General features: G+C 72.0%; 21 protein-coding genes and 1 riboswitch. Of the genes, 12 read left to right on the top strand and 9 right to left on the bottom strand.

The window, feature by feature from the left end; all coding sequences use genetic code 11:
* The first annotated feature begins 6 nt into the window (after nucleotides 1–6).
* Entirely contained in the window at nucleotides 7–561 is a 555-nt protein-coding gene (locus ACZ7P3_RS19565) for a hypothetical protein (RefSeq protein WP_472083272.1), read from the top strand.
* 63 nt (nucleotides 562–624) lie between these two features.
* Here ACZ7P3_RS19565 and ACZ7P3_RS19560 read toward each other — a convergent pair whose 3' ends face one another.
* Complete coding sequence (locus ACZ7P3_RS19560; RefSeq protein ID WP_472083270.1) at nucleotides 625–1,557, bottom strand: AraC family transcriptional regulator; 933 nt, start codon at nucleotides 1,555–1,557, stop codon at nucleotides 625–627.
* A 71-nt stretch (nucleotides 1,558–1,628) separates the two neighbouring features.
* Between ACZ7P3_RS19560 and ACZ7P3_RS19555 the strand changes: the two genes are divergently transcribed.
* The 4 genes from ACZ7P3_RS19555 (at nucleotide 1,629) to ACZ7P3_RS19540 (ending at nucleotide 7,280) form a co-directional block, all read left to right on the top strand.
* Nucleotides 1,629–2,531, top strand: a complete 903-nt coding sequence (locus ACZ7P3_RS19555) for an MBL fold metallo-hydrolase (RefSeq protein ID WP_472083268.1) — start codon at nucleotides 1,629–1,631, stop codon at nucleotides 2,529–2,531.
* 45 nt (nucleotides 2,532–2,576) lie between these two features.
* Nucleotides 2,577–3,662 carry a serine/threonine-protein kinase gene (locus ACZ7P3_RS19550; RefSeq protein ID WP_472083266.1) on the top strand — a complete coding sequence of 362 codons (1,086 nt, stop codon included), beginning with the start codon at nucleotides 2,577–2,579 and terminating at the stop codon, nucleotides 3,660–3,662.
* 127 nt (nucleotides 3,663–3,789) lie between these two features.
* Nucleotides 3,790–5,403 carry a succinic semialdehyde dehydrogenase gene (locus tag ACZ7P3_RS19545; RefSeq protein WP_472083264.1) on the top strand — a complete coding sequence of 538 codons (1,614 nt, stop codon included), beginning with the start codon at nucleotides 3,790–3,792 and terminating at the stop codon, nucleotides 5,401–5,403.
* Between the two features lie 98 nt (nucleotides 5,404–5,501).
* Nucleotides 5,502–7,280 carry a GMC family oxidoreductase N-terminal domain-containing protein gene (locus ACZ7P3_RS19540; protein WP_472083262.1) on the top strand — a complete coding sequence of 593 codons (1,779 nt, stop codon included), beginning with the start codon at nucleotides 5,502–5,504 and terminating at the stop codon, nucleotides 7,278–7,280.
* A 778-nt stretch (nucleotides 7,281–8,058) separates the two neighbouring features.
* On the opposite strand, the gene ACZ7P3_RS19535 is transcribed toward ACZ7P3_RS19540, so the two are convergent.
* Nucleotides 8,059–8,325 carry a chorismate mutase gene (locus ACZ7P3_RS19535; RefSeq protein WP_472083260.1) on the bottom strand — a complete coding sequence of 89 codons (267 nt, stop codon included), beginning with the start codon at nucleotides 8,323–8,325 and terminating at the stop codon, nucleotides 8,059–8,061.
* An 862-nt stretch (nucleotides 8,326–9,187) separates the two neighbouring features.
* Between ACZ7P3_RS19535 and guaA the strand changes: the two genes are divergently transcribed.
* Nucleotides 9,188–10,768: a glutamine-hydrolyzing GMP synthase gene (guaA, locus tag ACZ7P3_RS19530; protein ID WP_472083258.1), complete on the top strand. Its 1,581-nt coding sequence runs from the start codon at nucleotides 9,188–9,190 to the stop codon at nucleotides 10,766–10,768.
* Nucleotides 10,769–10,786: 18 nt separating this feature from the next.
* On the opposite strand, the gene ACZ7P3_RS19525 is transcribed toward guaA, so the two are convergent.
* Entirely contained in the window at nucleotides 10,787–11,248 is a 462-nt protein-coding gene (locus ACZ7P3_RS19525; protein WP_472083256.1) for a pyridoxamine 5'-phosphate oxidase family protein, read from the bottom strand.
* Between the two features lie 140 nt (nucleotides 11,249–11,388).
* Between ACZ7P3_RS19525 and ACZ7P3_RS19520 the strand changes: the two genes are divergently transcribed.
* Nucleotides 11,389–12,183 (top strand): class II aldolase/adducin family protein, encoded by a 795-nt coding sequence (locus ACZ7P3_RS19520; RefSeq protein WP_472083254.1) that lies wholly within the window; start codon nucleotides 11,389–11,391, stop codon nucleotides 12,181–12,183.
* Here the strand turns inward: ACZ7P3_RS19520 and ACZ7P3_RS19515 are convergent.
* Nucleotides 12,176–13,258: a DUF4429 domain-containing protein gene (locus ACZ7P3_RS19515; RefSeq protein WP_472083253.1), complete on the bottom strand. Its 1,083-nt coding sequence runs from the start codon at nucleotides 13,256–13,258 to the stop codon at nucleotides 12,176–12,178. The genes ACZ7P3_RS19520 and ACZ7P3_RS19515 overlap by 8 nt on opposite strands.
* Before the next feature lie 190 nt (nucleotides 13,259–13,448).
* On the opposite strand from ACZ7P3_RS19515, the gene ACZ7P3_RS19510 reads away from it, so the two are divergent.
* Nucleotides 13,449–14,735, top strand: a complete 1,287-nt coding sequence (locus ACZ7P3_RS19510) for a hypothetical protein (RefSeq protein ID WP_472083251.1) — start codon at nucleotides 13,449–13,451, stop codon at nucleotides 14,733–14,735.
* Between the two features lie 292 nt (nucleotides 14,736–15,027).
* Nucleotides 15,028–15,558 (top strand): DoxX family protein, encoded by a 531-nt coding sequence (locus tag ACZ7P3_RS19505; protein ID WP_472083249.1) that lies wholly within the window; start codon nucleotides 15,028–15,030, stop codon nucleotides 15,556–15,558.
* Nucleotides 15,559–15,577: 19 nt separating this feature from the next.
* Here the strand turns inward: ACZ7P3_RS19505 and ACZ7P3_RS19500 are convergent, their stop codons facing one another.
* Nucleotides 15,578–15,787, bottom strand: coding sequence for a hypothetical protein (locus tag ACZ7P3_RS19500; RefSeq protein ID WP_472083247.1), 210 nt, complete (start codon nucleotides 15,785–15,787; stop codon nucleotides 15,578–15,580).
* Nucleotides 15,774–17,294 (bottom strand): PspC domain-containing protein, encoded by a 1,521-nt coding sequence (locus ACZ7P3_RS19495; RefSeq protein ID WP_472083245.1) that lies wholly within the window; start codon nucleotides 17,292–17,294, stop codon nucleotides 15,774–15,776. The genes ACZ7P3_RS19500 and ACZ7P3_RS19495 overlap by 14 nt, the downstream gene beginning before the upstream one ends.
* A gap of 198 nt (nucleotides 17,295–17,492) precedes the next feature.
* Here ACZ7P3_RS19495 and ACZ7P3_RS19490 point away from each other — a divergent pair, with 198 nt between their 5' ends.
* Together ACZ7P3_RS19490 and ACZ7P3_RS19485 are read left to right on the top strand one after the other, a co-directional pair.
* Nucleotides 17,493–18,785: an ATP-binding protein gene (locus tag ACZ7P3_RS19490; RefSeq protein WP_472083243.1), complete on the top strand. Its 1,293-nt coding sequence runs from the start codon at nucleotides 17,493–17,495 to the stop codon at nucleotides 18,783–18,785.
* Entirely contained in the window at nucleotides 18,782–19,528 is a 747-nt protein-coding gene (locus ACZ7P3_RS19485; protein ID WP_472083241.1) for a LuxR C-terminal-related transcriptional regulator, read from the top strand. The genes ACZ7P3_RS19490 and ACZ7P3_RS19485 overlap by 4 nt, the downstream gene beginning before the upstream one ends.
* Nucleotides 19,529–19,548: 20 nt before the next feature.
* On the opposite strand, the gene ACZ7P3_RS19480 is transcribed toward ACZ7P3_RS19485, so the two are convergent.
* Nucleotides 19,549–20,613, bottom strand: coding sequence for a C40 family peptidase (locus tag ACZ7P3_RS19480; protein ID WP_472083239.1), 1,065 nt, complete (start codon nucleotides 20,611–20,613; stop codon nucleotides 19,549–19,551).
* A 418-nt stretch (nucleotides 20,614–21,031) separates the two neighbouring features.
* Here ACZ7P3_RS19480 and ACZ7P3_RS19475 point away from each other — a divergent pair, with 418 nt between their 5' ends.
* A complete protein-coding gene (locus ACZ7P3_RS19475; protein WP_472083237.1) occupies nucleotides 21,032–21,385 on the top strand; it encodes a hypothetical protein in 354 nt (117 codons plus the stop codon).
* Nucleotides 21,386–21,388: 3 nt separating this feature from the next.
* Here the strand turns inward: ACZ7P3_RS19475 and ACZ7P3_RS19470 are convergent, their stop codons facing one another.
* Complete coding sequence (locus tag ACZ7P3_RS19470) at nucleotides 21,389–22,357, bottom strand: SLAC1 family transporter (protein ID WP_472083235.1); 969 nt, start codon at nucleotides 22,355–22,357, stop codon at nucleotides 21,389–21,391.
* Nucleotides 22,358–22,430: 73 nt separating this feature from the next.
* Complete coding sequence (locus ACZ7P3_RS19465) at nucleotides 22,431–23,468, bottom strand: C40 family peptidase (RefSeq protein ID WP_472083233.1); 1,038 nt, start codon at nucleotides 23,466–23,468, stop codon at nucleotides 22,431–22,433.
* A gap of 8 nt (nucleotides 23,469–23,476) precedes the next feature.
* Nucleotides 23,477–23,633, bottom strand: a riboswitch (cyclic di-AMP (ydaO/yuaA leader).
* Nucleotides 23,634–23,843 lie beyond the last annotated feature (210 nt).

Genomic DNA, 23,843 nt, shown 5'->3' with positions numbered 1-23,843 from the left:
AGAGTTATGGGATCGCAGCTGCGAGAGGCTGTGGGGGCACTCAGGACGGACGCCGGCATGTTCGGTGCCTGGCCGCCGGAGAGTTTCGAGGCCGTGAAAAGCCTTGACGACTGGCATGAGTCGGTCTCGTCGGACGCTGCGATCCTGACTCATATCCGGGCTGGGAACTTTGTGCCGATCAATATCGGTGCAGATGGGGCATTTCAGTTCGTCGTGCGCGTACTGGATAATGCCGGACCCTCTCTCACCGAGAGGGAAAGGCGATATCTCGCGGTGTCGTCGGACCCCTACTCGCTGGTTTCCCAGGGATCGGTCGCGGTGGGGCCGCTCGAGGCCGTCGGCGCTCAAGCCGGTGCGGAGATTCTCCGTGTTCCGGTCGATGCAGGGCGTCACCTCGTCGTGGTGCACCTCATCGACTGGAACGCCGAACCGGGTTCCGCCACATCGGACGGCGAGCCCGGTCCGGATGCACTCCCCGACTTCATTGTCGAGATTTTTCCGGACGACGGTGTCACCGCAACGCGATCGGAACTCGACACATTCGATCCGCCGCAGGACTGAATTGCCGGACATCGGCACAGGCCCCACCGGAGATATTCTCCGGCGGGGCCTGTTCTGTTTCGGCTAGGGAGCCCGCCGCTTTCCGGCTCCCTGTTCCCGGTACCTCCCCGGCGTCACCCCGAACTCCCGGCTGAAGGCGTGGGAGAGGGCGTACGGGCTGCCGTAGCCCGTCTCCCGGGCCACCGTCGCCAGCGGTGCGTCGGTGTCACGCAGGCGGATCGCCGCCAGGGTCAGCCGCCACCAGGTGAGATACGTCATCGGCGGGCGGCCGACCAGGGACGTGAAGCGGCGGGACAGGGTGGCGCGGGAGACCCCCGTCTCCGCGGCCAGGCGGTCGTTCGTCCAGGGCGCGGCCGGATCCGCATGCAGGGCGCGCAAGGCGTCCATGGTGACCGCGTCGCCCAGCACCGTCGGCCAGGCACCCGTCGCCGCATCCGTCTGCGTCGTCCACGCCCGGACCAGATAGATCAGCAGCAGGTCCAGCAGACTCGGCAGCGCCAGGCCGGCGCCCGGGCGGCGATCGTCCAGTTCACGGGCGAGCAGCTCCACCGCGGAACGCAGTTCGGGGTGCGCGCCGACACGGTTCGGCAGATGGACGACCTGCGGCAGCTCCGCCATCAGCGGGTGCGCGCGGTTGCGGTCGAGCCGGTACTTGCCGCACAGCAGCTCGACTTCGGGACCGGGCCCGGGAAGCCGTACCTCCGAGTCCGGCACCTCCTCGAACGGCACCGCCCGCCGCACCGCGGCCGCCGTCGCCGCACCGTCCGCCAGCACATGACCGGCACCGTGCGGCAACAGCACCACGTCCCCCGGGCCGAGATCCACCGGCTCGCCGCTCCCGTCCGGCAGCAGTCGGCACGCGCCGCCCAGAACGACGTGGAAGCCCGCGCCCTCGTACGGGGCGAGCCGGACGCACCAGCTGCCGCTCACCCGGAGGCGTTGCGACGAGGGCTCGCCCACCCGGATCGCGGAGATCGCATCACTCAGCACATCCATGAGACGCAAGCGTATCTGCTGGAGCAGTATGAGCATTGGAGTGCTCACTCCCGGTCCGTAGGTTTGTGGACATGGCTGAAGACAACGTGCAGAGCTTCGTGATCGGGGACGTCGAGGTCCTCCGCATCGTGGAATGGCAGGGGCCGTTCGCACCGGCCCGGCAGCTCGTCCCGGACTGCGGTCCCCAGGTGTGGAAGGAGTACGAGGACCAGCTCGTACCCGGCCACTGGGAGCCCGGCGGCGACATGGCCGTGATGGCGCTGCAGACCTGGGTGGTGCGCAGTGCCGGGCGCACCGTCCTCGTCGACACCGGCGTGGGCAGGGAACGGGAACGGCCCGGGAACCCGCCGTTCCACCGGCGGCAGGGCGATCTCCCGGCGCTGCTGCGGGCGGCCGGCGTGGATCCCGGCGAGGTCGATGTCGTGGTGAACACCCACATCCACGCCGACCACGTCGGCTGGAACACCTACGACGCCGACGGTGCGTGGGCACCCACCTTCCCGGCCGCCCGCTACCTCCTGCCGGCCGCCGACGACCACCACTTCGGGCCCGAGGGCGGCTACGGGGGCGGTGTGAGCGGGGACGACCGGCTGGTCTACGAGGACAGCATCGCGCCCGTGCACCGGGCCGGGCGGGCCGTGACGTGGGACGGCGAGCACCGCATCGACGAGCATCTCGTGCTGGAGTCCGCCCCCGGCCACACCCCGGGATCCTCCGTGCTGCGCCTCGCGTCGCGCGGCGAGCGGGCCGTGTTCGTCGGGGACCTGCTGCACAGCCCGCTGCAGATCCTGCACCCCGAGTGCAGCAGCTGCTTCTGTCTCGACCCGGGGCAGGCGGCCCGGACCCGGCGGCGCGTTCTCGAACGGGCCGCGGACGAACGGGCCCTGGTCGTCCCCGCCCATTTCGCCGGTACCGGCGCCGCCGAAGTGCGGCGGGAGGGAGGGGAGTTCACCTTGCACCGGTGGGCCGCCTGACCGCCCGCTTCGACAAGGGCATGGTGCGCACGGTACTCATGTGACATGAGTGCAGACGGCGAACTCCCGTCCGGCGGACGTCTGATCGGTGGCCGCTACCGGCTGGTCGAGCGCATCGGGTCCGGCCCGGCCGGGACCGTCTGGCGCGCCCGGGACGAGCGGGAGCGGAGGCCGGTCGCCGTCAAGGAGCCCGCCCTGCCCGCCGATCCGGCCGACGACGAGGAGAGCCGGCGCGTCGCGCACCGGCTCTACCACGAGGCCCGGGCCGCCGCGCAGGTGCGGCACCCCTGCGCCGTCACGATCCACGACGTCGTCAGCGAGGCCACAGTCCCCTGGATCGTCATGGAGTTGGTCGAGGGCGAGTCGCTGCGGGAGGTCCTCCGGCGTGGATCCCTGCCGCCCGCCGAGGCCGCCCGGGTCGGGCTGGCGGTCCTCGGCGCGCTGCGGGCCGCGCACGCCGTCGGGATCGTGCACCGGGGCATCAAGCCCGCCAACGTACTGATCGAGTCCGGCACCGGCAGGGCCGTCCTCACCGGCCTCGGGACGGGGGACGGCCATGCCGAGGAGGCCACCGCCGTGTTCGTCGCCCCGGAGCGGGCCTCGGGCCCCGGCGCCGGGCCGGCCTCCGACCTGTGGTCGCTGGGTGCGCTCCTCGCAGCCGCCGCCGAGGACGCACGGTCGGGCCCCCTCGGGCCGCTGCTGGCGCGGCTGCTCGCGCGGGAGCCCGAGGCGCGGCCGGACGCGGAGTACGTCGCGCAGGTGCTGGCGACAGTGGCCGGGGAGGGGACCGAGCAAGCGGCGATGACGGAAGGGGGCGCGGACAGGGCCGTTCCCGCTCCCGCGTCCGTTCCCGCGTCCGCTTCCGTTCCCCTTGCCGCTTCCGCTCCTCCTGTTCCTGTTCCTGTTCCTGTTCCTGTTCCCGGGGCTGACCCCGTTCCCGCTCCTCCCGTTCCTGTTCCCGCCCCTGATCCCGTTCCCGCTCCTCCCGTTCCTGTTCCCGCCCCTGATCCCGTTCCCGCTCCTCCTCTCCCTGTTCCCGCCGCCGATCCCGTTCCCGCCTCCCGGCCCCGCCGCCGTACCCCCCTCGCCGCGCTCGGTCTCCTGCTGGCGAAAAAACCCCAAGCCGAGTGATCGTCACCCGGCCAACCTCCTGATCAGCACATTCGCTGCCAGTGATCACTGGCGCTGTGTGAGCACTCGGTGAATCCCCGTTACCGACGGGTACCCAAAGCCTGCGCCGCGGCATACCCTGCGCGTCATGACGGACTCGCAGGCCCCGGACCTCACCGGTACCAACCCGCTCGCCCCCGCTCCCGAAGGCGCCCGTACCGCCGCCGACGTGGTCACCCCGGAGCTGGTGGCCCAGCTGACCAAGGGCGTCGCCGGCTCCGGCCGTACCGCCAGCCACACCCCCTTCACCGGCGAGAAGCTGGCCGACCTGCCCGAGTCCACGCCCGAGGACGTCCTGAAGGCATTCCAGGCCGCCCGCGCCGCGCAGGCCGTGTGGGAGAGGACGCCGGTGCGGCAGCGCGCCGCCGTGCTGCTGCGCTTCCACGACCTGGTGCTGGCACGGCAGGCCGAGGTGCTCGACCTGATCCAGCTGGAGACCGGCAAGGCCCGTCTGCACGCGCACGAGGAGGTGCAGGCCGTGGCCGTCGCGGCCCGCCACTACGGCCACAAGGCCCCCTCCTACCTGCGGCCCAAGCGGCACACCGGTGCCATCCCCACGCTGACGAAGGTCACCGAACTGCGCCACCCGCGCGGGGTCGTCGGCCAGATCGCCCCCTGGAACTACCCGCTGGAGCTGTCCGTCGGCGACGCGCTGCCCGCCTTCGTCGCCGGCAACGCGGTCGTGATGAAGCCGGACACCGAGACCTGCCTGACCGCCCTGTGGGCGCGTGACCTGCTGATCGAGGCCGGACTGCCCGCCGACGTCTTCCAGGTCGTGCTCGGCGAGGGCCCGGTCGTCGGACCGGAGGTCGTCAAGCACGCGGACTACGTCTCCTTCACCGGCTCCACCCGCACCGGCCGCGAGGTCGCCCAGGGCGCCGCGGCCCGCCTGGTCGGCGTCTCCCTCGAACTCGGCGGCAAGAACGCCATGCTGGTGCTGGACGACGCCGACGTGGAGAAGGCGGCCGCCGGCGCCGTCCGCGCCTGCTTCTCCTCGGCCGGCCAGCTCTGCATCTCCATCGAGCGGCTGTACGTCCACGAGTCCGTCGCCGACGCCTTCCTGGAGCGCTTCGCCGCCCGCACCAGGGCCATGCGGCTCGGCAACTCCCTCGCCTACGGGGCCGACATGGGCTCGCTGGTCGGGGAACGGCAGCTCAAGACCGTCGAACGGCATGTGGAGGAGGCCGTCGCCAAGGGCGCGAAGGTGGTCGCGGGCGGCCAGGCCCGCCCGGACATCGGCCCCTACTTCTTCGAGCCCACCGTCCTCGACGGCGTCGAGGACTCCATGTCCGTGTGCGAGGAGGAGACCTTCGGCCCGGTCGTCTCCGTCTACCGCTTCACGACGGACGACGAGGCGGTCGAGCGCGCCAACTCCACGCCCTACGGCCTGAACGCGTCCGTGTGGACCCGCAGCGCCCGCCGCGGCCAGGACGTCGCCGCCCGGCTGCGCACCGGCACGGTCAACGTCAACGAGGGCTACGCGCCCGCCTACGGCAGCGTCCAGTCCCCGATGGGCGGCATGAAGGACTCCGGACTCGGCCGGCGGCACGGCTCCGAGGGCATCCTCAAGTACACCGAGGCCCAGACCGTGGCCCAGCAGCGGCTGCTGCCGATGGCGCCGTCGCTGGGGATGGACGACGAGAAGTACGCCGCCTTCATGAGCCGCAGCCTCCGGCTGATGAAGGCATTCCGGTTCAGGTGACCCACCCGGGGTGCGGGGCCGCACCGATGTGCGGCCCCGCCGCGTGAGCGCGCGAAACCCCCGACGACCCGCACGCGAAACTCAGCGAGGAGACCCACGTGCCCCAGGACGCTTACGACTACGACGTCCTCGTCATCGGCTCGGGCTTCGGCGGCTCGGTGTCCGCCCTGCGCCTCACCGAAAAGGGCTACAAGGTAGGCGTCCTGGAGGCCGGCCGCCGCTTCACCCGCGACACGCTGCCCAAGAACTCCTGGGACCTGAGGAACTACCTCTGGGCCCCGAAGCTCGGCATGTACGGCATCCAGCGCATCCACCTGCTCGGCAATGTGATGGTGCTGGCGGGCGCAGGCGTCGGCGGCGGCTCGCTCAACTACGCCAACACCCTCTACGTCCCGCCGAAGGCCTTCTTCGACGACCCCCAGTGGCGGGACATCACCGACTGGCAGGAGGAGCTGAAGCCGTACTACGACCAGGCGCAGCGCATGCTCGGTGTGCGGCTCAACCCCACCATGACCCCCTCCGACGTGCACCTGAAGGCGGCGGCGCAGCGGATGGGCGTCGGCGACACCTTCCACCTCGCCCCCGTCGGCGTGTTCTTCGGGGACGGCAAGGACGCCAGGGGCGCGGCGAAGGCGAAGCCGGGCGGGCAGGTGGCCGACCCGTACTTCGGCGGGGCCGGCCCGTCCCGCAAGGCCTGCACCGAGTGCGGCGAGTGCATGACCGGCTGCCGGCACGGCGCGAAGAACACCCTCAACGAGAACTACCTGTACCTCGCCGAGAAGGCGGGCGCGGTGGTGCACCCCATGACGACGGTCGTGTCCGTCACGGACGACTCGCAGGGCGGGTACGCGGTGGCGACGCTGCCCACGGACGAGAAGAAGAAGGGCAAGGGGCGGATCTTCACCGCGCGGAAGGTCGTGATCGCGGCCGGCACGTACGGTACGCAGACCCTGCTGCACCGCATGAAGACCGGCCGCCAGCTGCCGTACCTCTCCGCCCGGCTGGGCGATCTGACCCGGACCAACTCCGAGGCGCTGGTGGGCGCGCAGACCGACAACCGCCGCTACCGCAGGGCGACCGGGGAGCCGCGGGCCGACTTCACGCGCGGGGTCGCCATCACGTCCTCGATCCACCCCGACGAGAACACCCACATCGAGCCCGTCCGCTACGGCAAGGGCTCCAACTCGATGGGCGGCCTGTCGATCCTCCAGGTCCCCTATGCCGAGGGCTCCTCGCGCGCTCTGGCCTGGCTGGCGAACGCCGTCCGTCACCCCCTGCTGGTCGCCCGCTCGCTGTCCAACCGGCGCTGGTCGGAGCGGACCATCATCGGCCTGGTGATGCAGTCGCTGGACAACTCGCTGACGACGTACCTCAAGCCGGGAGGGATGGGCAAGGGGCTGCTCACGGCCCGGCAGGGGCACGGAGCGCCCAATCCCAAGCAGATCAAGGCCGCCTCCGAGGCCGCGTCCGCCCTCGCCGTCGAGATCAACGGCTTCGCCGGCAGCAATGTCGGTGAGCTGATGGGCACCCCGCTGACCGCGCACTTCCTCGGCGGCTGTCCCATCGGCGACTCCCCGGAGACCGGTGTGATCGACCCGTACCACCGGCTCTACGGCCACCCCGGCGTCTCGGTGGTGGACGGTGCCGCTGTCTCGGCGAACCTGGGCGTCAACCCCTCCTTGACGATCACCGCGCAGGCCGAGCGGGCCATGTCGTACTGGCCGAACAAGGGGGAGGAGGATCCCCGTCCGGCGCCGGGAGCGGCGTACGAGCGGCTGAAGCCGGTGGAGCCGCAGAACCCGGCGGTCCCCGCGGACGCGTTCGGCGCGCTGAAACTCCCGTTCCTGGGGATCCCGGCGGTACCGCCGAAGCAGTAGCAGCCGGGTCGGGCCGGATCGGACTGGGCCGGACCGGATCGGGCCGGATCGGACTGGCCCGGGCGCGGAACGGCCCAGGTGCCTGTGCGTGTGCCTGTGCCTGTGCGTGTGCGGACGGATTCCGGAAAAAAAAGGGAACGGCCGACCTGCATCCCCCTCCGAACGCAGGTCAGCCGCCTTTTACCGTCTTCTTGATCCGGCAGCACGTTTGATCAGCGAGGGACTCAAACGGTTGCCTTGCTTCACGGGATTTTTGTGTGATGTGAGTCACGCGCACCGGACATGACGAAGGGCCCCGCGGGACTTGAGCCGCGGGGCCCTTCTTTCGTCAGCACCGACGTCAGGGCAGCGTCGGTGCCTGGGAAGCGGCGCCGGGGGGTGCGCCGCTGGCTCTGTGGTCTGGACCGCCGGCGGACGGGCGATGGGGCAATGCCGCTGTCTGCGCGGGGACTTGGGGGCTTCTACGCATCGTGCTGGATGGGGGAGGCATCCGCAACCGTTTGACCCGGCACTGGTGCATTTTTGCAATTTTCCGCCGGTCGGCCCCGGGCGTCCCCGGAGCCGGCCGTTCTCTTGGGTGACCGGGCTGCTGTCCCCTGCCGTCCGGTCACTTCTCTGGAGCGAGGTCCCACGACGTACGGCACGACCCGTACGTCTCACCGCTCCAGCGAGCCACGCGTGGTTCTGTCGGGCCCGCCCCTGGCTGGCACGGACAACCGGCTCAACGAAGCGCCGCGCGGACCGGTCACGCGCCGTACGGGTGAGAACGGGACCGAACTCAGATGCGACCCCGGCACAGCTCCAGCAGGGTCATCGCGAGGGCGGTACCCGGCTTGCCGAGCGCCTCGCGGTAGCGGCCGAGGATCTCCATCTCGCGGGAGAGGTGCACACGCCGGCCGCCCGAGGCGATACGGGTCTCCTGGACGACGGTGGACACGGCCATCCGCTCCTGGATGAGGCCGATGATCCGGTCGTCGAGCGAGTCGATGCGCTCGCGGGCGTCCGCGATGGTCTGTTCCGCGCCGGTGGTCGTCACGGTGGTCATGTCGGGGCTCCTCGGGAGGTGGTCGGCGGATGCCCCGGAACGACACGACCCGGAAAACGACAGGCGCCCCGGGCCTTGTCGGCCCGGGGCGCCTGGGAAGTCGCTTGGCGTTCGCTCAAGCAGCACGACCATGGCAGCCGGCGGGCCGGGTGCCATAGGTAAAGACGAAGGTCGAGTGCTGAAGCATGCGTCCAGTATGCCACGACGGCCCCCACCCCACCGAGCCGAACGGCCCCACCTCGCTCCCACCGAGGCGCTCCCACCGAGCCGAACGGACCTGCTCTGCGCTTGCCGAGCCGAACGGACTGCTCTGCGCTTGCCGAGCCGGGCGGGCCTGCTCTGCGCTTGCCGAGCCGGGCGTTGCTGCCTTGCTCCCGCCGGGCCGGGCGTTCCTGCCTTGCTCCCGCCGGGCCGAGCGTTGCTGCCTCGCTCCCGCCGGGCCGGGCGTTCCTGCCTTGCTCCCGCCGAGCCGGGCGTTGCTGCCTTGCTCCCGCCGGGCCGAGCGTTCCTGCCTTGCTCCCGCCGGGCCGAGCGTTGCCGCCCTGCCCCCGCCGAGCCGAGCGCACCCGGCCCTGCCCCCGCCGGGCCGGGCGTTGCTGCCTCGCTCCCGCCGGGCCGAGCGTTGCTGCCTCGCTCCCGCCGGGCCGGGCGTTCCTGCCCTGCCCCCGCCGGGCCGGGCGTTCCTGCTTTGCGTCCCGGTGGGGCGGGCGGGTTCGTCTTTCATCCCCGCGAGTCGGGTGGTGGGTGGGCAGAGGTTGTGGGGGTCCGGGGGCGGAGCCCCCGGGAGGACGGCGAGGCCACTCACGCCCACCCCGTTAGAATCGGAAGCACAGACCCCCGCCCGACCACCAGAAGGCACCCCGTGTCATCAGCGACTCAGTCTGCCGCCACCCCCGACACCGTCCTGGTCGTCGACTTCGGCGCGCAGTACGCCCAGCTCATCGCCCGTCGCGTCCGCGAGGCGCGGGTCTACAGCGAGATCGTGCCCAGCACCATGCCGGTGGCCGAGATGCTCGCCAAGAACCCCGCGGCGATCATCCTCTCCGGCGGCCCCTCGTCCGTGTACGAGGCGGGCGCCCCCCGCCTCGACCGCGCGATCTTCGAGGCCGGCGTCCCCGTCTTCGGCATGTGCTACGGCTTCCAGCTGATGGCCACGGCCCTCGGCGGAACCGTCGACAACACCGGCGCCCGCGAGTACGGCCGTACCGACCTGCACGTCTCCCGCACGTCCTCCACCCTCTTCGAGGGCACCCCGGCCGAGCAGCACGTGTGGATGTCGCACGGCGACGCCTGCTCCGCCGCCCCCGAGGGCTTCACGGTCACCGCGTCCACGGACGTCGTACCGGTCGCCGCCTTCGAGAACGACGAGACGAAGCTCTACGGCGTCCAGTACCACCCCGAGGTCATGCACTCCACGCACGGCCAGCAGGTGCTGGAGCACTTCCTGTACCGCGGTGCCGGCCTGACCCCGTCCTGGACCACGGGCAACGTGATCGAGGAGCAGGTCGCCGCGATCCGCGAGCAGGTCGGCGACAAGCGCGCGATCTGCGGCCTGTCCGGCGGCGTGGACTCCGCCGTCGCCGCCGCCCTCGTCGCCCGCGCCATCGGCGACCAGCTGACCTGCGTGTACGTCGACCACGGTCTGATGCGCAAGGGCGAGACCGAGCAGGTCGAGAAGGACTTCGTGGCCGCGACCGGCGTCAAGCTGGTCGTCGTGGACGCCGAGGAGCGCTTCCTGACCGCGCTCAAGGGCGTCTCCGACCCCGAGGAGAAGCGCAAGATCATCGGCCGTGAGTTCATCCGCGTCTTCGAGCAGGCGCAGGCCGAGATCATCGCCGACGAGGGTCCCGCCGTGGAATTCCTCGTCCAGGGCACGCTGTACCCGGACGTGGTCGAGTCCGGCGGCGGCACCGGCACCGCCAACATCAAGTCGCACCACAACGTCGGCGGCCTCCCCGAGGACCTGGAGTTCCAGCTCATCGAGCCGCTCCGCAAGCTCTTCAAGGACGAGGTCCGCATGGTCGGCCAGGAGCTGGGCCTGCCGGAGGAGATCGTCCAGCGCCAGCCCTTCCCGGGCCCCGGCCTCGGCATCCGCATCGTCGGCGAGGTCACCAAGGAGCGCCTGGACCTGCTCCGGGACGCCGACGCCATCGCCCGCGAGGAGCTGACCGCGGCCGGCCTCGACCGGGACATCTGGCAGTGCCCGGTGGTCCTGCTCGCGGACGTCCGCTCGGTCGGCGTCCAGGGCGACGGCCGCACCTACGGCCACCCGATCGTCCTGCGCCCGGTCTCCTCCGAGGACGCCATGACCGCCGACTGGTCGCGGCTGCCGTACGAGGTCCTCGCGAAGATCTCCACCCGCATCACCAACGAGGTCCGGGACGTCAACCGCGTCGTCCTCGACGTGACCTCGAAGCCGCCGGGCACCATCGAGTGGGAGTAGTCCCCCCGCTTGTGACGGTCACGTCCGCTTGAGAGTGCGCACCGGCTCTCCGGGCTTCCAGACCTGGACGACGAGGTACCTGTCGTCCTCGACGCAGGTCCGTACGACCTCCGTCAGCTCGGTGCGGAAGAGGTGGAACGGCTGCGGCGGTTCCACCTCTTTCACGTACGCCCCCTTCACCGCCGTATCGACGACCTCCAGGGCCCGTCCCGCGACCCGGACGTCCCCGCTGCCCAGGCCGGCGCCCGGATTCGCCTGGAGCGCGAAGCGCGGGTCGCGGAGCAGGTCGAGGGCCTTGAGGGAGTCCGGCATCATGCCGAGCCACAGTTCTCCGCCCAGGAAGCGGACCTCCAGGCCGGTGGTGCGCGGGGAGCCGTCCCTGCGCAGGGTCGCGAGGACGTGATGCCGGTGGGCGCCGAAGCGCTCCTCGGCGATCTTCGCCAGTCCAGGTGCGGCGGTGGTGAAGGCTGCCCAGTTCATACGCGTCAGTCTCACCGGCAAACCGGACAACCCCTGTCGTGTATTCGCTGCGTACGTCATCTTTACAAAACAGCTCTGCCCTTTTGCGCTGACCGGCGGTAACTTCCGGCCCGTACAGCAATCCCCCCGCTGGAGGACCTATGCCCGGGCCCGTCCCGCCGCTGCCGCTGCCCACCGACCAACTGCAGTTCGCCATGCCGCCGATGCACGACTCGGTCGAGGACGAACGCCGGCACCGCAAGGAACGGCTCGCGGGCGCCCTGCGGATCTTCGGGCGCGCCGGGTTCGAGGACGGGGTGTCGGGGCACATCACCGCGCGCGACCCCGAGTTCACCGACTGCTTCTGGGTCAACCCGTTCGGGATGCCCTTCAAGCACGTCACCGTGAGCGACCTCGTCCTCGCCAACCAGGACGGACAGGTGATCGAGGGCCGCTACCACGTCAACCAGGCCGCCTTCACCGTCCACGTCCAGGTCCATGCCGCCCGCCCCGACGTCGTCGCGGTCGCCCACTGCCACTCCGTGCACGGCAGGGCCGTCGCCGCACTCGGCGACCTCATCGACCCCATCACCCAGGAGAGCTGCGCCTTCTACGAGGACGTGGCGCTCTACGACTCCTACACCGGCGTCACCGTCGACGCCGAGGAAGGCCGCCGTATCGCCGCCGCCCTCGGCTCCCGCAAGGCGCTCGTGCTGCGCAACCACGGGCCGCTGACCGTCGGGGACTCGGTGGACGCGGCGGCCTGGTGGTTCCTCTCCCTGGAACGGTCCTGTCAGGTGCAGCTGATGGCCAAGGCGGCCGGCCGGCCGGTCCTCATCGACCACAGACTGGCCGTGGCCACCCGCGAACAGCTCGGCGGCGACCTGGTCGCCTGGATCAACTACCAGCCGCTGTGGCAGGACATCAGCCGCAGCGAACCGGACCTGCTCAGCTGAACCCCCTGAGCACCGCCGCCTTGGTCAGCGCGAACTCCTCGTCCGTGAGCACCCCGTCCCGGTGCAACTCGCCCAACTCCCGCAGCCGGCGCAGCAGAGCGTCGTGGTGGTCCGCCCGGCAGTGGCCCGCCGGCTGACGGCCCGCCGAGTGACCGTCCACCGAGCGGGGGGCCGGTGGACGGGGGACCGGTGAGCGGGGGTCCGGCGAACGGTCGGCCGGTGAACGGTCGGCTGGTGCATGGTGGGCCGGCGAACGGTCGGCTGGTGCATGGTCGGCCGGCGAACGGAGGGCCGGCGCGTAGTGGTCCGCCTGTGCCGGTACGGCGGCCGGCAGCCCGTCCCGGAGCGCGGGTGCGACGCCGGTGCGGGTGGAGGGATGCGGAAGCCGGGCGGTGACGGCCGTCGCGACCAGCGCGGTCAGCAGATCGCGCCGCACACTGCCCCACAGGTCGAGGGTGTAGGGATCCCGCTCCGGCGGCAGCTTGGAGAACACGGTCCCCCCGGTCACGAACCGCAGGAAGCCGTCCTCGTGGCCGGAGTTGGGCAGCCACTCGACCTGGACCAGATCGGCGAGGCCGATGATCCGCGGGCCGGTGGCGCGCTTGACCCGGTCGGAGGTGTCCGCCCAGTCGATGCGCACCTGGGTGCCGTCGAAGGAGACCGTGCCGTCGGAGGACCGTACCGAGACCGGCACCGGCGGCCCCGGCAGCAGATAGGCCGTCGTGGGCTCCTTGGGAACCTCGTCGAGCAGCAGCGCGCGGCGGATCTCCTCGGCGACGTATGCGGCGACCCCGGAGCGGTCAGCGTCCACGGTCAGCCGGTAGGGATCGGCCGCATCCGGCAGCCGCCCGCCGGTGGCCTGCAGCAACGGGTCCGCGCCCTCGCGCAGCCGCAGGCGCAGCCGGCCGCGCCTGCGGTCGGGCTCGTGGACGACACCCGAGACCGCTTCGAGGGGAACCGCGATCTCCCCGTACGTCTGCCGGAACAGCGGTACCGAGCGGTGGAGTCCGGGGCTGATCCGGATCGTGCTGCCGTCGAACGCCCAGGTGCCGTCCCGCTGGATGATCTCGGCCATGGGGAGATTCTCGCAGCCAGGTCAACACGCAGGCCCGAACTTCACCCGCCGTGACCCGGTCCGGCGGACCCGGACGGCTCTCCGTAGGGCACAATTCGCTGTCGTCGCAGGGGAGTTGCACGGCAGCGGGACGGCTCGACGAGCGAGCCGCCGGCCGTGTCTCGGGTCGTGGGGAAGGCGGGCGTCGGGCGTGGCGGTGCAGGAGGCGAGGCAGGGCACGGCAACGGGTGCCACCGGGGCACACGGAGGCGGCTGCACCTGCGGGGACTGTCCGCACGGGGCCCGCGAGGGGCACCGGCGGGCCGTTGCGGCGTTCCTGCGCGCACGCGACGAGTTCGCGGCCGGGCAGGGGCTGCCGGCGGCCGTGGCGCACTCCGCCTCCGCCTCCCGCCAGTGGGTCTCCGAGGAGCTGACCCAACAGGCGGAGGAGGTCGCCGAACGCGGTCGCGCCGAGGGCGAGGCGTGGCTCGCCCGTCTGTGGCGGCGCACCGTGTGCGCGGTGTGGGGCGCGGTCGTCGCCCTGCTGCTCGCCGAGTCGCTCACCGCGATCGGCCCGGGCTGGACCAGCGCACGCACCGCCGCACTGCTCGCCGCGCTCGTCGTCGCGGGCGCGCTGAGCGCCGCTTCCTGGTTCCACCGGGCGCGCGGCGGGGTGCTGGCGCCGGTGATCGGTGAGGACAACCGGATGTCCACCTCCCGGACGGTGGCGGCCGGCTGGGTGCTGGTCGTCGCCTACGCGGTCCTGCTGCTGGCGGGCCGTCTGGCCGCCGCCTCCGAGCACGCCGAACGCGACGCGCTGATCTCCGGACTCGACCTCGCGCGCGGGGCGGGTGTGGTGACCGTGCTGGCCGTGGTGTGCGGTATCGCCGTGCTGGTCCGCAGGGTGGTCGGCCTGCGCATCCTGGCCCAGCGGCTGCAGAAGGTGCCCGCCCACCGTCCACGCGCCGCCGACCTGCTGACCGACGACGCCGGCCGGGGCGCCTTCGCCGACATCCAGTACGCCGTCATCAGCGCCGTCGCCCTGCTGTTCGTCGTCGTACGGCTGGCCCGCCGTCCCGACCAGCTGCCCGACCTGCCCTGGGGGCTCGCGGTCGTGGTGCTCATCTCGGCCGCCACGTACCTGGCCGGCAAGTATGCCGACGGCGGACGTCCGGTGATCCTCTCCGTGGTCCGCGCCCGGGAACCCGGCGACCTGGACGGCCCGATCCGCACCGGCGACGACATCGAGATCCGCGGCACCGGCTTCGTGCCGCCCGGGGCCCAGAGCGCCGACCGCCTCGCCCGCCTGGTCGTCCGCATCGGCGCGGTCGACGTCCAGGTCCCGCTGGTTCCCGTCACCGGCGGCTTCCGCAACCCGACGAACACCGTCCTGACCGTTCCGGTACCGGTCGAGGTGGAGCCCGGTGCGGTGGAGGTACAGGTGGTCACCGCGGCCGGGGTGGCGACCAACCGCTGCATCGTCGCGGTGACGGAGTGACCGGAGCACTCGAAGCGGCCGGAGTGCTCGGGTGCTCGAAGTGGTCGTAGTGCTCGGGCTGGCCGGAGTGCTCGGGTGCTCGAAGTGGTCGGAGTGCTCGAGCGGTCGGGGTGGTCGGGGTGGTCGGGTGCTCGGGGCCCGTCCGGTAGATCCGCGTGCCCCGTCCGCCCCCTCGCTCGTACAGAGACCGGAGATCCGGAAAAACTTCCGGAAGGGATTGAACGGGCTGTGTCCGCCGTACGTATCGTCGAGTGAGAGGTCTGGCACGGCGGGCGAGAGGCGGGCTTGAGCGATGACTCACGGCATGCGGACGGACCCGCACACCTCCTATCTGAACAGCGGCAACGACTGGCGGGACAACGCAACCCGCTTCGCTCTCCTTCCGCTCCGCATCTTCCTCGGCGTCACCTTCATCTACGCCGGCCTGGACAAGCTCACCGACAGTGCCTTCATGAAGTCCGGCGGCGCCGGTTCGATCGGCGACACGATGCGCGCGACCCGTGACTCCGCCGCCATCCCGGCCCTGGTCGACCTGGCCCTGAAGAGTCCGGTCGGCTTCGGCTACGCCATCGCCCTCGGCGAACTGGCCGTCGGCATCGGCATCCTGATCGGTCTGCTGGGCCGCCTGGCCGCCCTCGGCGGCGCACTGATCTCGCTCAGCCTGTGGCTGACCGTCAGCTGGGCCTCCACGCCCTACTACTACGGCAACGATCTCGCCTACCTGATGGCCTGGCTGCCCCTCGTCCTCGCCGGAACCCCGTACCTCTCCCTGGACGCCGTCCTGCGCGAGCGACGGCGACAGCGCAGCGGCGGCTACCGGTAGCGGACCGGGGCGCCGCGCCTCAGCCGCTTCCGGCGCCGCCACGTCTGCGGATGCCCCGGGTCACGACCGCGGCGGCACCGGCCAGGCAGAGCCCGCCCACCACCAGCGGGACGATCACGAACCACGGGGTGTCCCACCGTCCGGCCGCGTCTCCGGCGTAGACGGCACCGGCTGCGGTGAAGACGAGACCGGCGATCAGCTTCCCGGGCTGGAACTCATGACGCAGCACGGCTGACCTCCACCTGTCCGACGCCCACCCGGAGACCGATCTCCAGCGTGCCCGGGTTCTTGCCGCCCTTGACCGGCGACAGCGTCACGCTCTTGTGCCTGCCCGGTTTCACGTCCACGTCCTCCCTGTTCTCGCCGGGCAACTGGATGTCGCCCACCCCCACGTCGATGTTCATCCGGACCGTCGTGTCGGCCGGCACGATCACTTTCAGCTGTCCCGCACCCACCTCGGCGTCCGTGGCCACCGTCTGCCCACGGGCGGGGTGCACACGGGTCAGGTCCAGAGTGCCGACGCCGGTACCGAGGTCGTAGGAGGACCGCAGGTCCGCCGTCGCGGCCGGCGTCCAGGACGTCCGCTTCCAGTGGGTCGTGATGTCCTTGGGCAGGGCCGTCGCCCCCGCGAGCAGTGCCGCCGTGATGATCGCCAGGAACACCATCCCGGCGCCCGTCCGCCCCAGGAACGCGCTGAGCGCGATGCCCAGGCCGAAGACCGCGAGCGCGCAGGCCAGACCTGTCTGCAGGCTGATGCCCAGCGGGTGGGTGTCCCAGGTGAGCCCGGTGCCCAGCCCGCCGGCCACCAGGGCGAGCAGGAAGATCCAGCCACCGATCCTGCGCGGGCCGCGCGGTATGGGGGGCTCGGTGCGCTCGGGGAGCTGCGTGCCGCGGTGCGTCCAGGGGTTGGCGACACCGACGTCGACGGCCGAGACGAGGTCCCGGTTGCGGGCGTCACCGGGGCCCCACAGATAGCCGGTGCCCCCGACATGGGTGCCGTCCTTGACGATCGGGTCCCGCCACCACGAGGGGTAGTAGGTGGCGACCGGCGGCGCCTTGGCCTCCGGCGGGGCGTCGGCGGCGGCCTGCGCGGCGAGCGGGTCGGGGTCGGAGGCGCCACGACGCCGTGACCAGTACCCGGCGCCGGCCAGCAGCAGGGAGAGCACCACGGCGAAGGCCAGCACTCCGCCGTTCCTCAGCATGGTCAGGAAGATCCCGCAGCCGACCAGGGCGAACAGCACGGCCGCCAGGGCCTGGCCGTCCACTCTTCCCGTCAGCAGCTTGCGGACCTCGTTCTCCTCCTCGTCCTCGTACGGCACGAGTAGCCAGGCGAACCCGTAGAAGAGGAGGCCCATGCCGCCGGTCGCGGCCAGCACGGCGAGGGTGATCCGGAAGATCACCGGGTCCATGTCGGTCTGCCGCCCGAGCCCGGCACACACACCGGCGATCATCTTGTGCCGTCGGTCGCGCCGGAAGCGGAGGGGGGCCTCGGCGGCGTCCCCTTTCCCTGGCTTCTCTGCTTTTGCTGTCTTCTCTGTCTTCGCAGTACCGGCCGCGCCGGCACCGATACGGGCGCCGGCGCCGGCGGCTCCCGCAGTTCCCGTGGCCTGCGTCGTCTCCCTCTCTTCCGTCTTTCCCGTCGCGGCGGGTTCGGCATCCGTCGGTCCGGTGCCCGGGGCCGGGCGCGGGCCGGAGCCGGGTCCCGGACCCGTCGCGGCGTGCTCGTGATCCGTCATGTGTCCATGGTGACGGCCCGGGCGCCGCGACGGCAGTCGGGATGACCCTGGACGAACCCTGAGATCTTCCCCGAGGCGGGCAGGGGAGGCGTTCGATGCCTGGTCGGCGGGTTGCGAGGGACGGCTGAGGGAAGATCAGGGGAGTCTAGGGGGCCGACCCTGATGCCCCGCACCCGCGGCCGTGTGACCATCGATGACATGCCGGAAGCCGCATCACTGCCACTCGACGACCCGCAGCCGCCGCGCAAGCTCTACCGCAGCAGCGACGGCCGCTGGCTCGGCGGAGTGGCGCGGGGCCTCGCCGGGCACCTCGGGCTGCCCGTGATCTGGGTGCGGCTCGCCTTCGTCGGCCTGTTCATGGCCAACGGCCTCGGAGCGTTGCTGTACGCCGCGTTCTGGTTCTTCGTCCCGCTCGGCGTCGGCGGCGTGGGCGGCCCCAAGCCGCCGACGCTGGTCGGTACCGAGACCTCGCCCGACGGCCGGCGCAGACTGGTGACCCGCAAGCCGGACAAGGGCCAGATCGTCGCCCTGCTCCTCATGGTCATCGTGTCCATGGTCTTCGTGGGCAGTGTCAACCTGACCAGCGCGGCGAAGGCGTATCTGCTGCCCGTCGTCCTGGTCGCGGCCGGTGTCGCCCTCGTCTGGCGTCAGGCGGACAACGCCCGCCGGGCCCGCTGGGTGGAGGTCGGCAGCCGCAGACGCACGCTCAGCCTGCTGCGGGCGGCCGTCGGCGTCCTGCTGGTCACGGCCGGTGTGTCGGCCGTCTTCGTCATGCAGGGCTCGGCCGCTCACCTCGGCGCGGTCCTCCAGGCCGCCCTCGTGGTCATCGTCGGCATCACGCTGCTCGCCGGCCCCTACCTGGTCCGTATGACCCAGGACCTGTCCGAGGAGCGCCTGATGCGCATCCGCGCCCAGGAGCGTGCCGAGGTCGCCGCCCACGTCCACGACTCCGTGCTGCACACCCTCACCCTGATCCAGCGCAACGCCGACCAGGCGAACGAGGTGCGCCGCCTGGCCCGGGCCCAGGAGCGCGACCTGCGCACCTGGCTGTACAAGCCCGAGGGCACCGGCAAGGAAGAGGCCGACGAGCCGGACACGGTCGCCGAAGCGGTACGGCGCAACGCGGCCGAGGTCGAGGACAAGCACGGGGTGCCGATCGAGGTGGTCGTGGTCGGTGACTGCCCGCTCGACGAGCGGACCGCAGCGCAGATGCAGGCCGCGCGCGAAGCGATGGTGAACGCCGCCAAGTACGGTGGCGACGGCGGTGCCGTACAGGTCTATGCCGAAGTCGAGGGAAGGACGGTCTTCGTGTCCGTCCGTGACCGCGGCCCGGGCTTCGACCTCGACTCGATACCCGACGACCGCATGGGCGTCAGAGAATCGATCATCGGCCGCATGGAGCGCAACGGCGGTACGGCCCGGCTGCGGACCGTGCCGGGCGGCGGCACGGAGGTCGAGTTGGACATGGAGAGGGTGGAGAAGACGTCATGAGCGACGCGACCGAGGCGAGCGGTACGGCGGGAGCGGCGGGGGCGGCCGGGTCCGGACCCGCGGCCGGCGGCGGCCCGGGCGGGCGCCATGTGCGCGTGGTGCTCGTCGACGACCACCGGATGTTCCGCACCGGAGTCCAGGCCGAGATCGGGCAGACCGCCCAGACCGGCGTCGAGGTGGTCGGCGAGGCCGCGGACGTCGACCAGGCGGTCACGGTCATCACCGCGACCCGGCCGGAGGTGGTCCTCCTCGACGTGCACCTGCCGGGCGGCGGAGGGGGTGAAGTGCTGCGCCGGTGCGCGGCGTTGATGGCGGATGCCGAGCGGCCGGTCCGCTTTCTCGCGCTGTCCGTGTCGGACGCGGCGGAGGACGTGATCGGCGTGATCCGCGGCGGCGCCCGCGGCTATGTCACCAAGACCATCACCGGCACCGACCTGGTCGACTCGATCTTCCGCGTTCAGGAGGGCGACGCCGTCTTCTCCCCACGCCTGGCCGGGTTCGTCCTGGACGCCTTCGCGTCCACCGACGCCCCGCCGGTCGACGAGGACCTGGACCGTCTGACCCAGCGGGAGCGCGAGGTGCTGCGGCTGATCGCCCGCGGGTACGCCTACAAGGAGATCGCCAAGCAGCTGTTCATCTCGGTGAAGACGGTCGAGTCCCATGTCTCGGCGGTCCTGCGCAAGCTCCAGCTCTCCAACCGCCATGAGCTGACGCGCTGGGCGACGGCCCGCCGCCTGGTCTGACCGGTCTTCGGCGGCCGCTCTCAGGCCACCCGGGTGGCTCCGGCGAACGGCATCAGGTCGACGGGGGCGAGCCGGACCGGCGCGGACGGGTTCGGAGCGTGGATCATCTGGCCGTTGCCGACATAGATGCCGACGTGGCTGATGCCGGAGTAGAAGAACACCAGGTCGCCGGGTTGGAGTTGCGACCGGGAGACGCGTTGGCCCGCGTTGATCTGGGCGTAGGTGGTGCGCGGCAGGGAGATGCCGGCGGAGTGGTAGGCCGCCTGTGCCAGGCCCGAGCAGTCGAAGGCGTTCGGGCCGGTGGCGCCCCATACGTAGGGGCTGCCGAGCTTCTGGTACGCGTAGGCGACGGCGGCCGCCGCCCGGGCGTTGGGGGCGGCGACGGACCCGGCCCGTTCCAGGGCCGCCCGGGGGTCCGGGGCCGACCGCGAGGCACGGCCCGCCGCCGGGCCGCCGCCGGTGACCTGCGCCCGCTCCGGGGGAGTGAGCCGTGCCAGCAGCCTGCGCGCTTCCGTCAGCTTTCCGGTGATGGTCTGCTTCTGCCGCTTCAGCTCGGCCTGCCGCGACCGCAGCGACGCCACCTCGACGCGGGCGGCGCCGCGCAACTGCTCGATCTCCCGCAGCTGTTCGCGTACCCGCGCCACCGCCCCGGCCTGCCGCTCACCGGCCCGCTCCGCGAACGCGGCCCCGTCCAGGTAGCGGTCCGGGTCGCTGGAGAGTGCGAGCTGCCAGACGGGGTCGATCCCGCCCTGGCGGTACTGCGCCGTGGCGAACGAACCCAGAGCGTTCCGGGCCGCGTTGAACTTGTCCTGCCTGCGGGCGGTCTCGTCCCGCAGCGAGTTCAGCCGCCGCTGGGCCGTGTCCGCCTTCTCCTTTGCGCCGTTGTACTTCTCGGTGGCGGCCTCCGCCTCCTGGTACAGCTTGTCCACCTTGGTCTTCACCTGGGCCGGCGTCAGCTCCGGATCGGCGTGTCCCGTCCCGTCGAAGGCCGTCGCGCCGGCCGCGCCCGCCAGGGCGATGGTGGCCGCCGCACGGACGGTGTTGCCGCCGAGCGAGCGCTGTCGGGGCTTTCGGTGCGCTGCCACCTGGACCGTCACGTCCTTCCGTAGGACTTCTGCGACCGAGCGGTCGGAGAAGTCCGGCGCCGGCCCGCACAGGGGGAACGGGCCGCCGCCGGACCTTTCTCGGGGGTGGTGACCGAGTGCCGCCCCTGACCCGGACGGCGGTGGGGAGCCGGTCACCTGGGGGAGGACGCTAAACCGGACGGTGACGGGTGGGTGACGCACTGTACGGAACTGGCTGCGACGGATCGCGTCGTGACGGTATGTGACAGCATCGCCCGCCTGGAGTCGTCGTCTTCACGCAGCGTGGTGACCGATGTGCGGAATGCGGGTCACGCGGGAGCCGGGGAGTGCTATGGGGCGCATATATGCATGATCGACGAGTGCTGTGGGCGGGCCCGGTGACAGGAGCCTCCGGAGCCCCTGATTAGGCTCCGGGCTCATGGACGTACTCATCCATCTCTTCGTCGGCCTGCACATCATCGGTATCGCGGCGCTGCTCGGCGGTTTCCTCACCCAGATGAAGGCGATGGGCCAGGGCACGGCCCGCTTCGTCCCCGGGATGCTGCACGGCGCGCTCACCATGCTGGTCACCGGTGTGGCGCTGGTCGGCCTCAACCAGGCCGACGACCACCACGTCAACGCCGTCAAGATCGGCGTGAAGCTGGCTCTGCTGATCGTGATCCTCGGGCTGGTCTACGTGCAGCGCGACGAGGAGAAGGTCGACAAGCGCCTCTTCGGTCTGGTCGGCCTGCTGACCATGGCGAACATCTTCATCGCCGTGCTGTGGACGTGACGTTCAGCGTGCCCGGCTGATCCCGGCCCGGGCCGTCACCGCCGCACCGGCCGCGACCACGAGCCACGCCGCCACCGCGATCCACACCAGTACCCGCCCCGGCCCCTTCAGCCATTCGCCCCCGACGGCGGCCACGACAGACAGCGTGGCCGCCGCCGTCATTCCCATCGGGAACACCGTCGCCCAGCGCCGCACGTCGTAGCCCGGCCGCGGCCGGGCCACCTCGGCGGCCAGCAGCACCACGTACGAGGCCAGGCCCAGCGCGAGCAGCACGACCGTCACCTCACGCAGCACGTCGTGGTCGTCGTCGTTCCACAGGTACAGACGCGGGCTGTCGGCGGCCAGCAGCTTCGCCCCGGCCAGCGCCGAGATGGCGAGCGCCCCGCCCGCGATCCACTGGTCCCCGGCCCCCTCGAGGACCTGCCGTGCGTCGAAGTGCGTCAGGGCGAGCCCGTAGAGCACCAGGCCCAGCCAGAACAGCACCATCGCGGCGCGTGCGAGCCATGCCGTCGTCGTGGCCGCGGCCAGCGTGGCCGCCAGCACCGCGAGCCCCTGGGCGGACACGCAACACAGGAACACCGCACCCGGCATGCGCGGCTGCCAGTGCCGTACGACGGGAAGCAGCAGCGCCGGCCAGAGCAGCGCCGCCAGGGCCAGCAGCGCCTGTGCGAGCTGCTGCCGGCCGAGCTCCGAGATCCGGGTGCCGAGCACCGCCGTGGCGGCGACGGCGGTGAGCGCGCCGGGGCTCCGGGCCCCGGCGACCCACAGCTCCCACTGCCCGACCAGCCGGACGGCGAAGCTCGCGGCGAGCGCCACCCAGGCGACGCAGGTCAGCCACAGGAAGGCGCGGGACAGCGTCTCGGCACCCGTCAGGTGCAGGCTCACCGACACGATGCCGGTCGCCATGACGGCGGCCCCCGCCGCCGGCGGACGCCCCGCCCACCACGCACGCAGAGCCGAGATGCCGGACATGCGCCCGATGCTAGGGAGCGGGGCGGCCCGCACGGTGGGGGCACGCGCGCGTGGGGCTCGAAAAGAGCACGGGTCAGGCGGGCCGCACCACGCAGTGGATGATCGATTCGCCGCCGTGGTGGACGGACTCCTCGCAGACGTGCGCGCCCGGCTTCGGGGCGTGGATCATCATGCCGTCGCCGGTGCAGAGACCGACGTGGCTGCTGTCCCCGTGGAAGAAGACCAGGTCACCGGGGAGAGCCTCGGCGAGGGGCACGCGGGTGCCCGCGTGGGCCTGGGCGTGGCCGACGCGCGGGAGGCTGACGCCGGCGGCCCTCCAGGCGGCCTGGACGAGGCCGGAGCAGTCGTAGGAGCCGGGGCCGCTGGCACCGGACACGTACGGCTTGCCGACCTGGGCCCGGGCGAAGGCGACCGCCGTGTCGGCCCGGGTGGCGTACGAGCCGGCGGATCCGCCGGCCGACGGGGCGGTCTCCTGCCGTGCCGGTGCCTGCAGCGGCGCCGGCCCGGCCGTCTGCCGCGCGGGCTCCGTGCGGTTCTGCTGCCCGGGCGCGGCCGGCCCGGTGTTCTCCTGGGCCGTCAGCCGTGACAGCAGCTCGCGCGCGGTGACGAGCTTCGCCTGAACGGTGGCCTTGGCCGTCTTCACGTCGTACGGCGACGCGGCCGGCGTCCCGGGGGCCGCGGTGGTCCTGCCCCGCTCGGCAGCGCCCTTCACCCGCGAGGCCAGCCGGTTCATCACCCGGTGCGGGGCGAAGTGGTCCTGCGGATACTCCGCGAGGAGGGCGGCCGTGTCCGGTTCGGCGGCGAACGGCCCCAGCCCGTCACGGGCCTTGGCGAGCGGGCCGGGGCGCCGGGCACTCTCCTCGCCGAGGACGTCCACCCGCTTCTGCGGCCGGCCGGCCGGCTCCTCCGCCGCCGCCGTGTCGGCCCGGCGGTAGAACTCGTCGACCTTCCTCTCGATCTCCGCCGGGCTGGGCCGGCCGTCGAGGGCGGGGGCGGCCTCGGCCGTCTGGGACAGGACGGCCACGGAGGTGAAGGCGGCGGTGGCGAGGGCGGGCGTGCGGACGCCCGGCCCGAGGGTTCCGCCGGGGCGCGGCTTGCGGTGCGACGCCAAGAGAGGCGACTCCTTCCAATGTGCCGCCTACCGGGTTAGCTGTCGGGTTCGGGCGGATGGCTCGGAAGGGTTGCCCTACGGCGTCGTCCCGGGCGGGAGTCAGCCGATTCACCCCAGGATCGGTGGGTCCCCGGCTCCGGTGGCCGCGCGGGGCGCACCGAACTCGGCGGAGGCCGCTGCGCTCGGCGACGTTCGCCGGAAGGGGGTCGTGCGGCCTGACGGCAACCTAGCCAACTCGTGTGACTCCTGTGAAGGTTGGTGTGCCATATGTCCGATACATTTCCGTGACCTGAGGCCGTTTTCATACCCGGGTGACAAGGCACTTCCGCAGCGTGAGGGCCGATCGGCACGGAGCGGCGCGATGATCAACTCTCC

The sequence above is a fragment of the Streptomyces sp. NPDC107581 genome (genome assembly GCF_055657175.1).
This window is presented reverse-complemented; position numbering and strand designations above follow the sequence as displayed.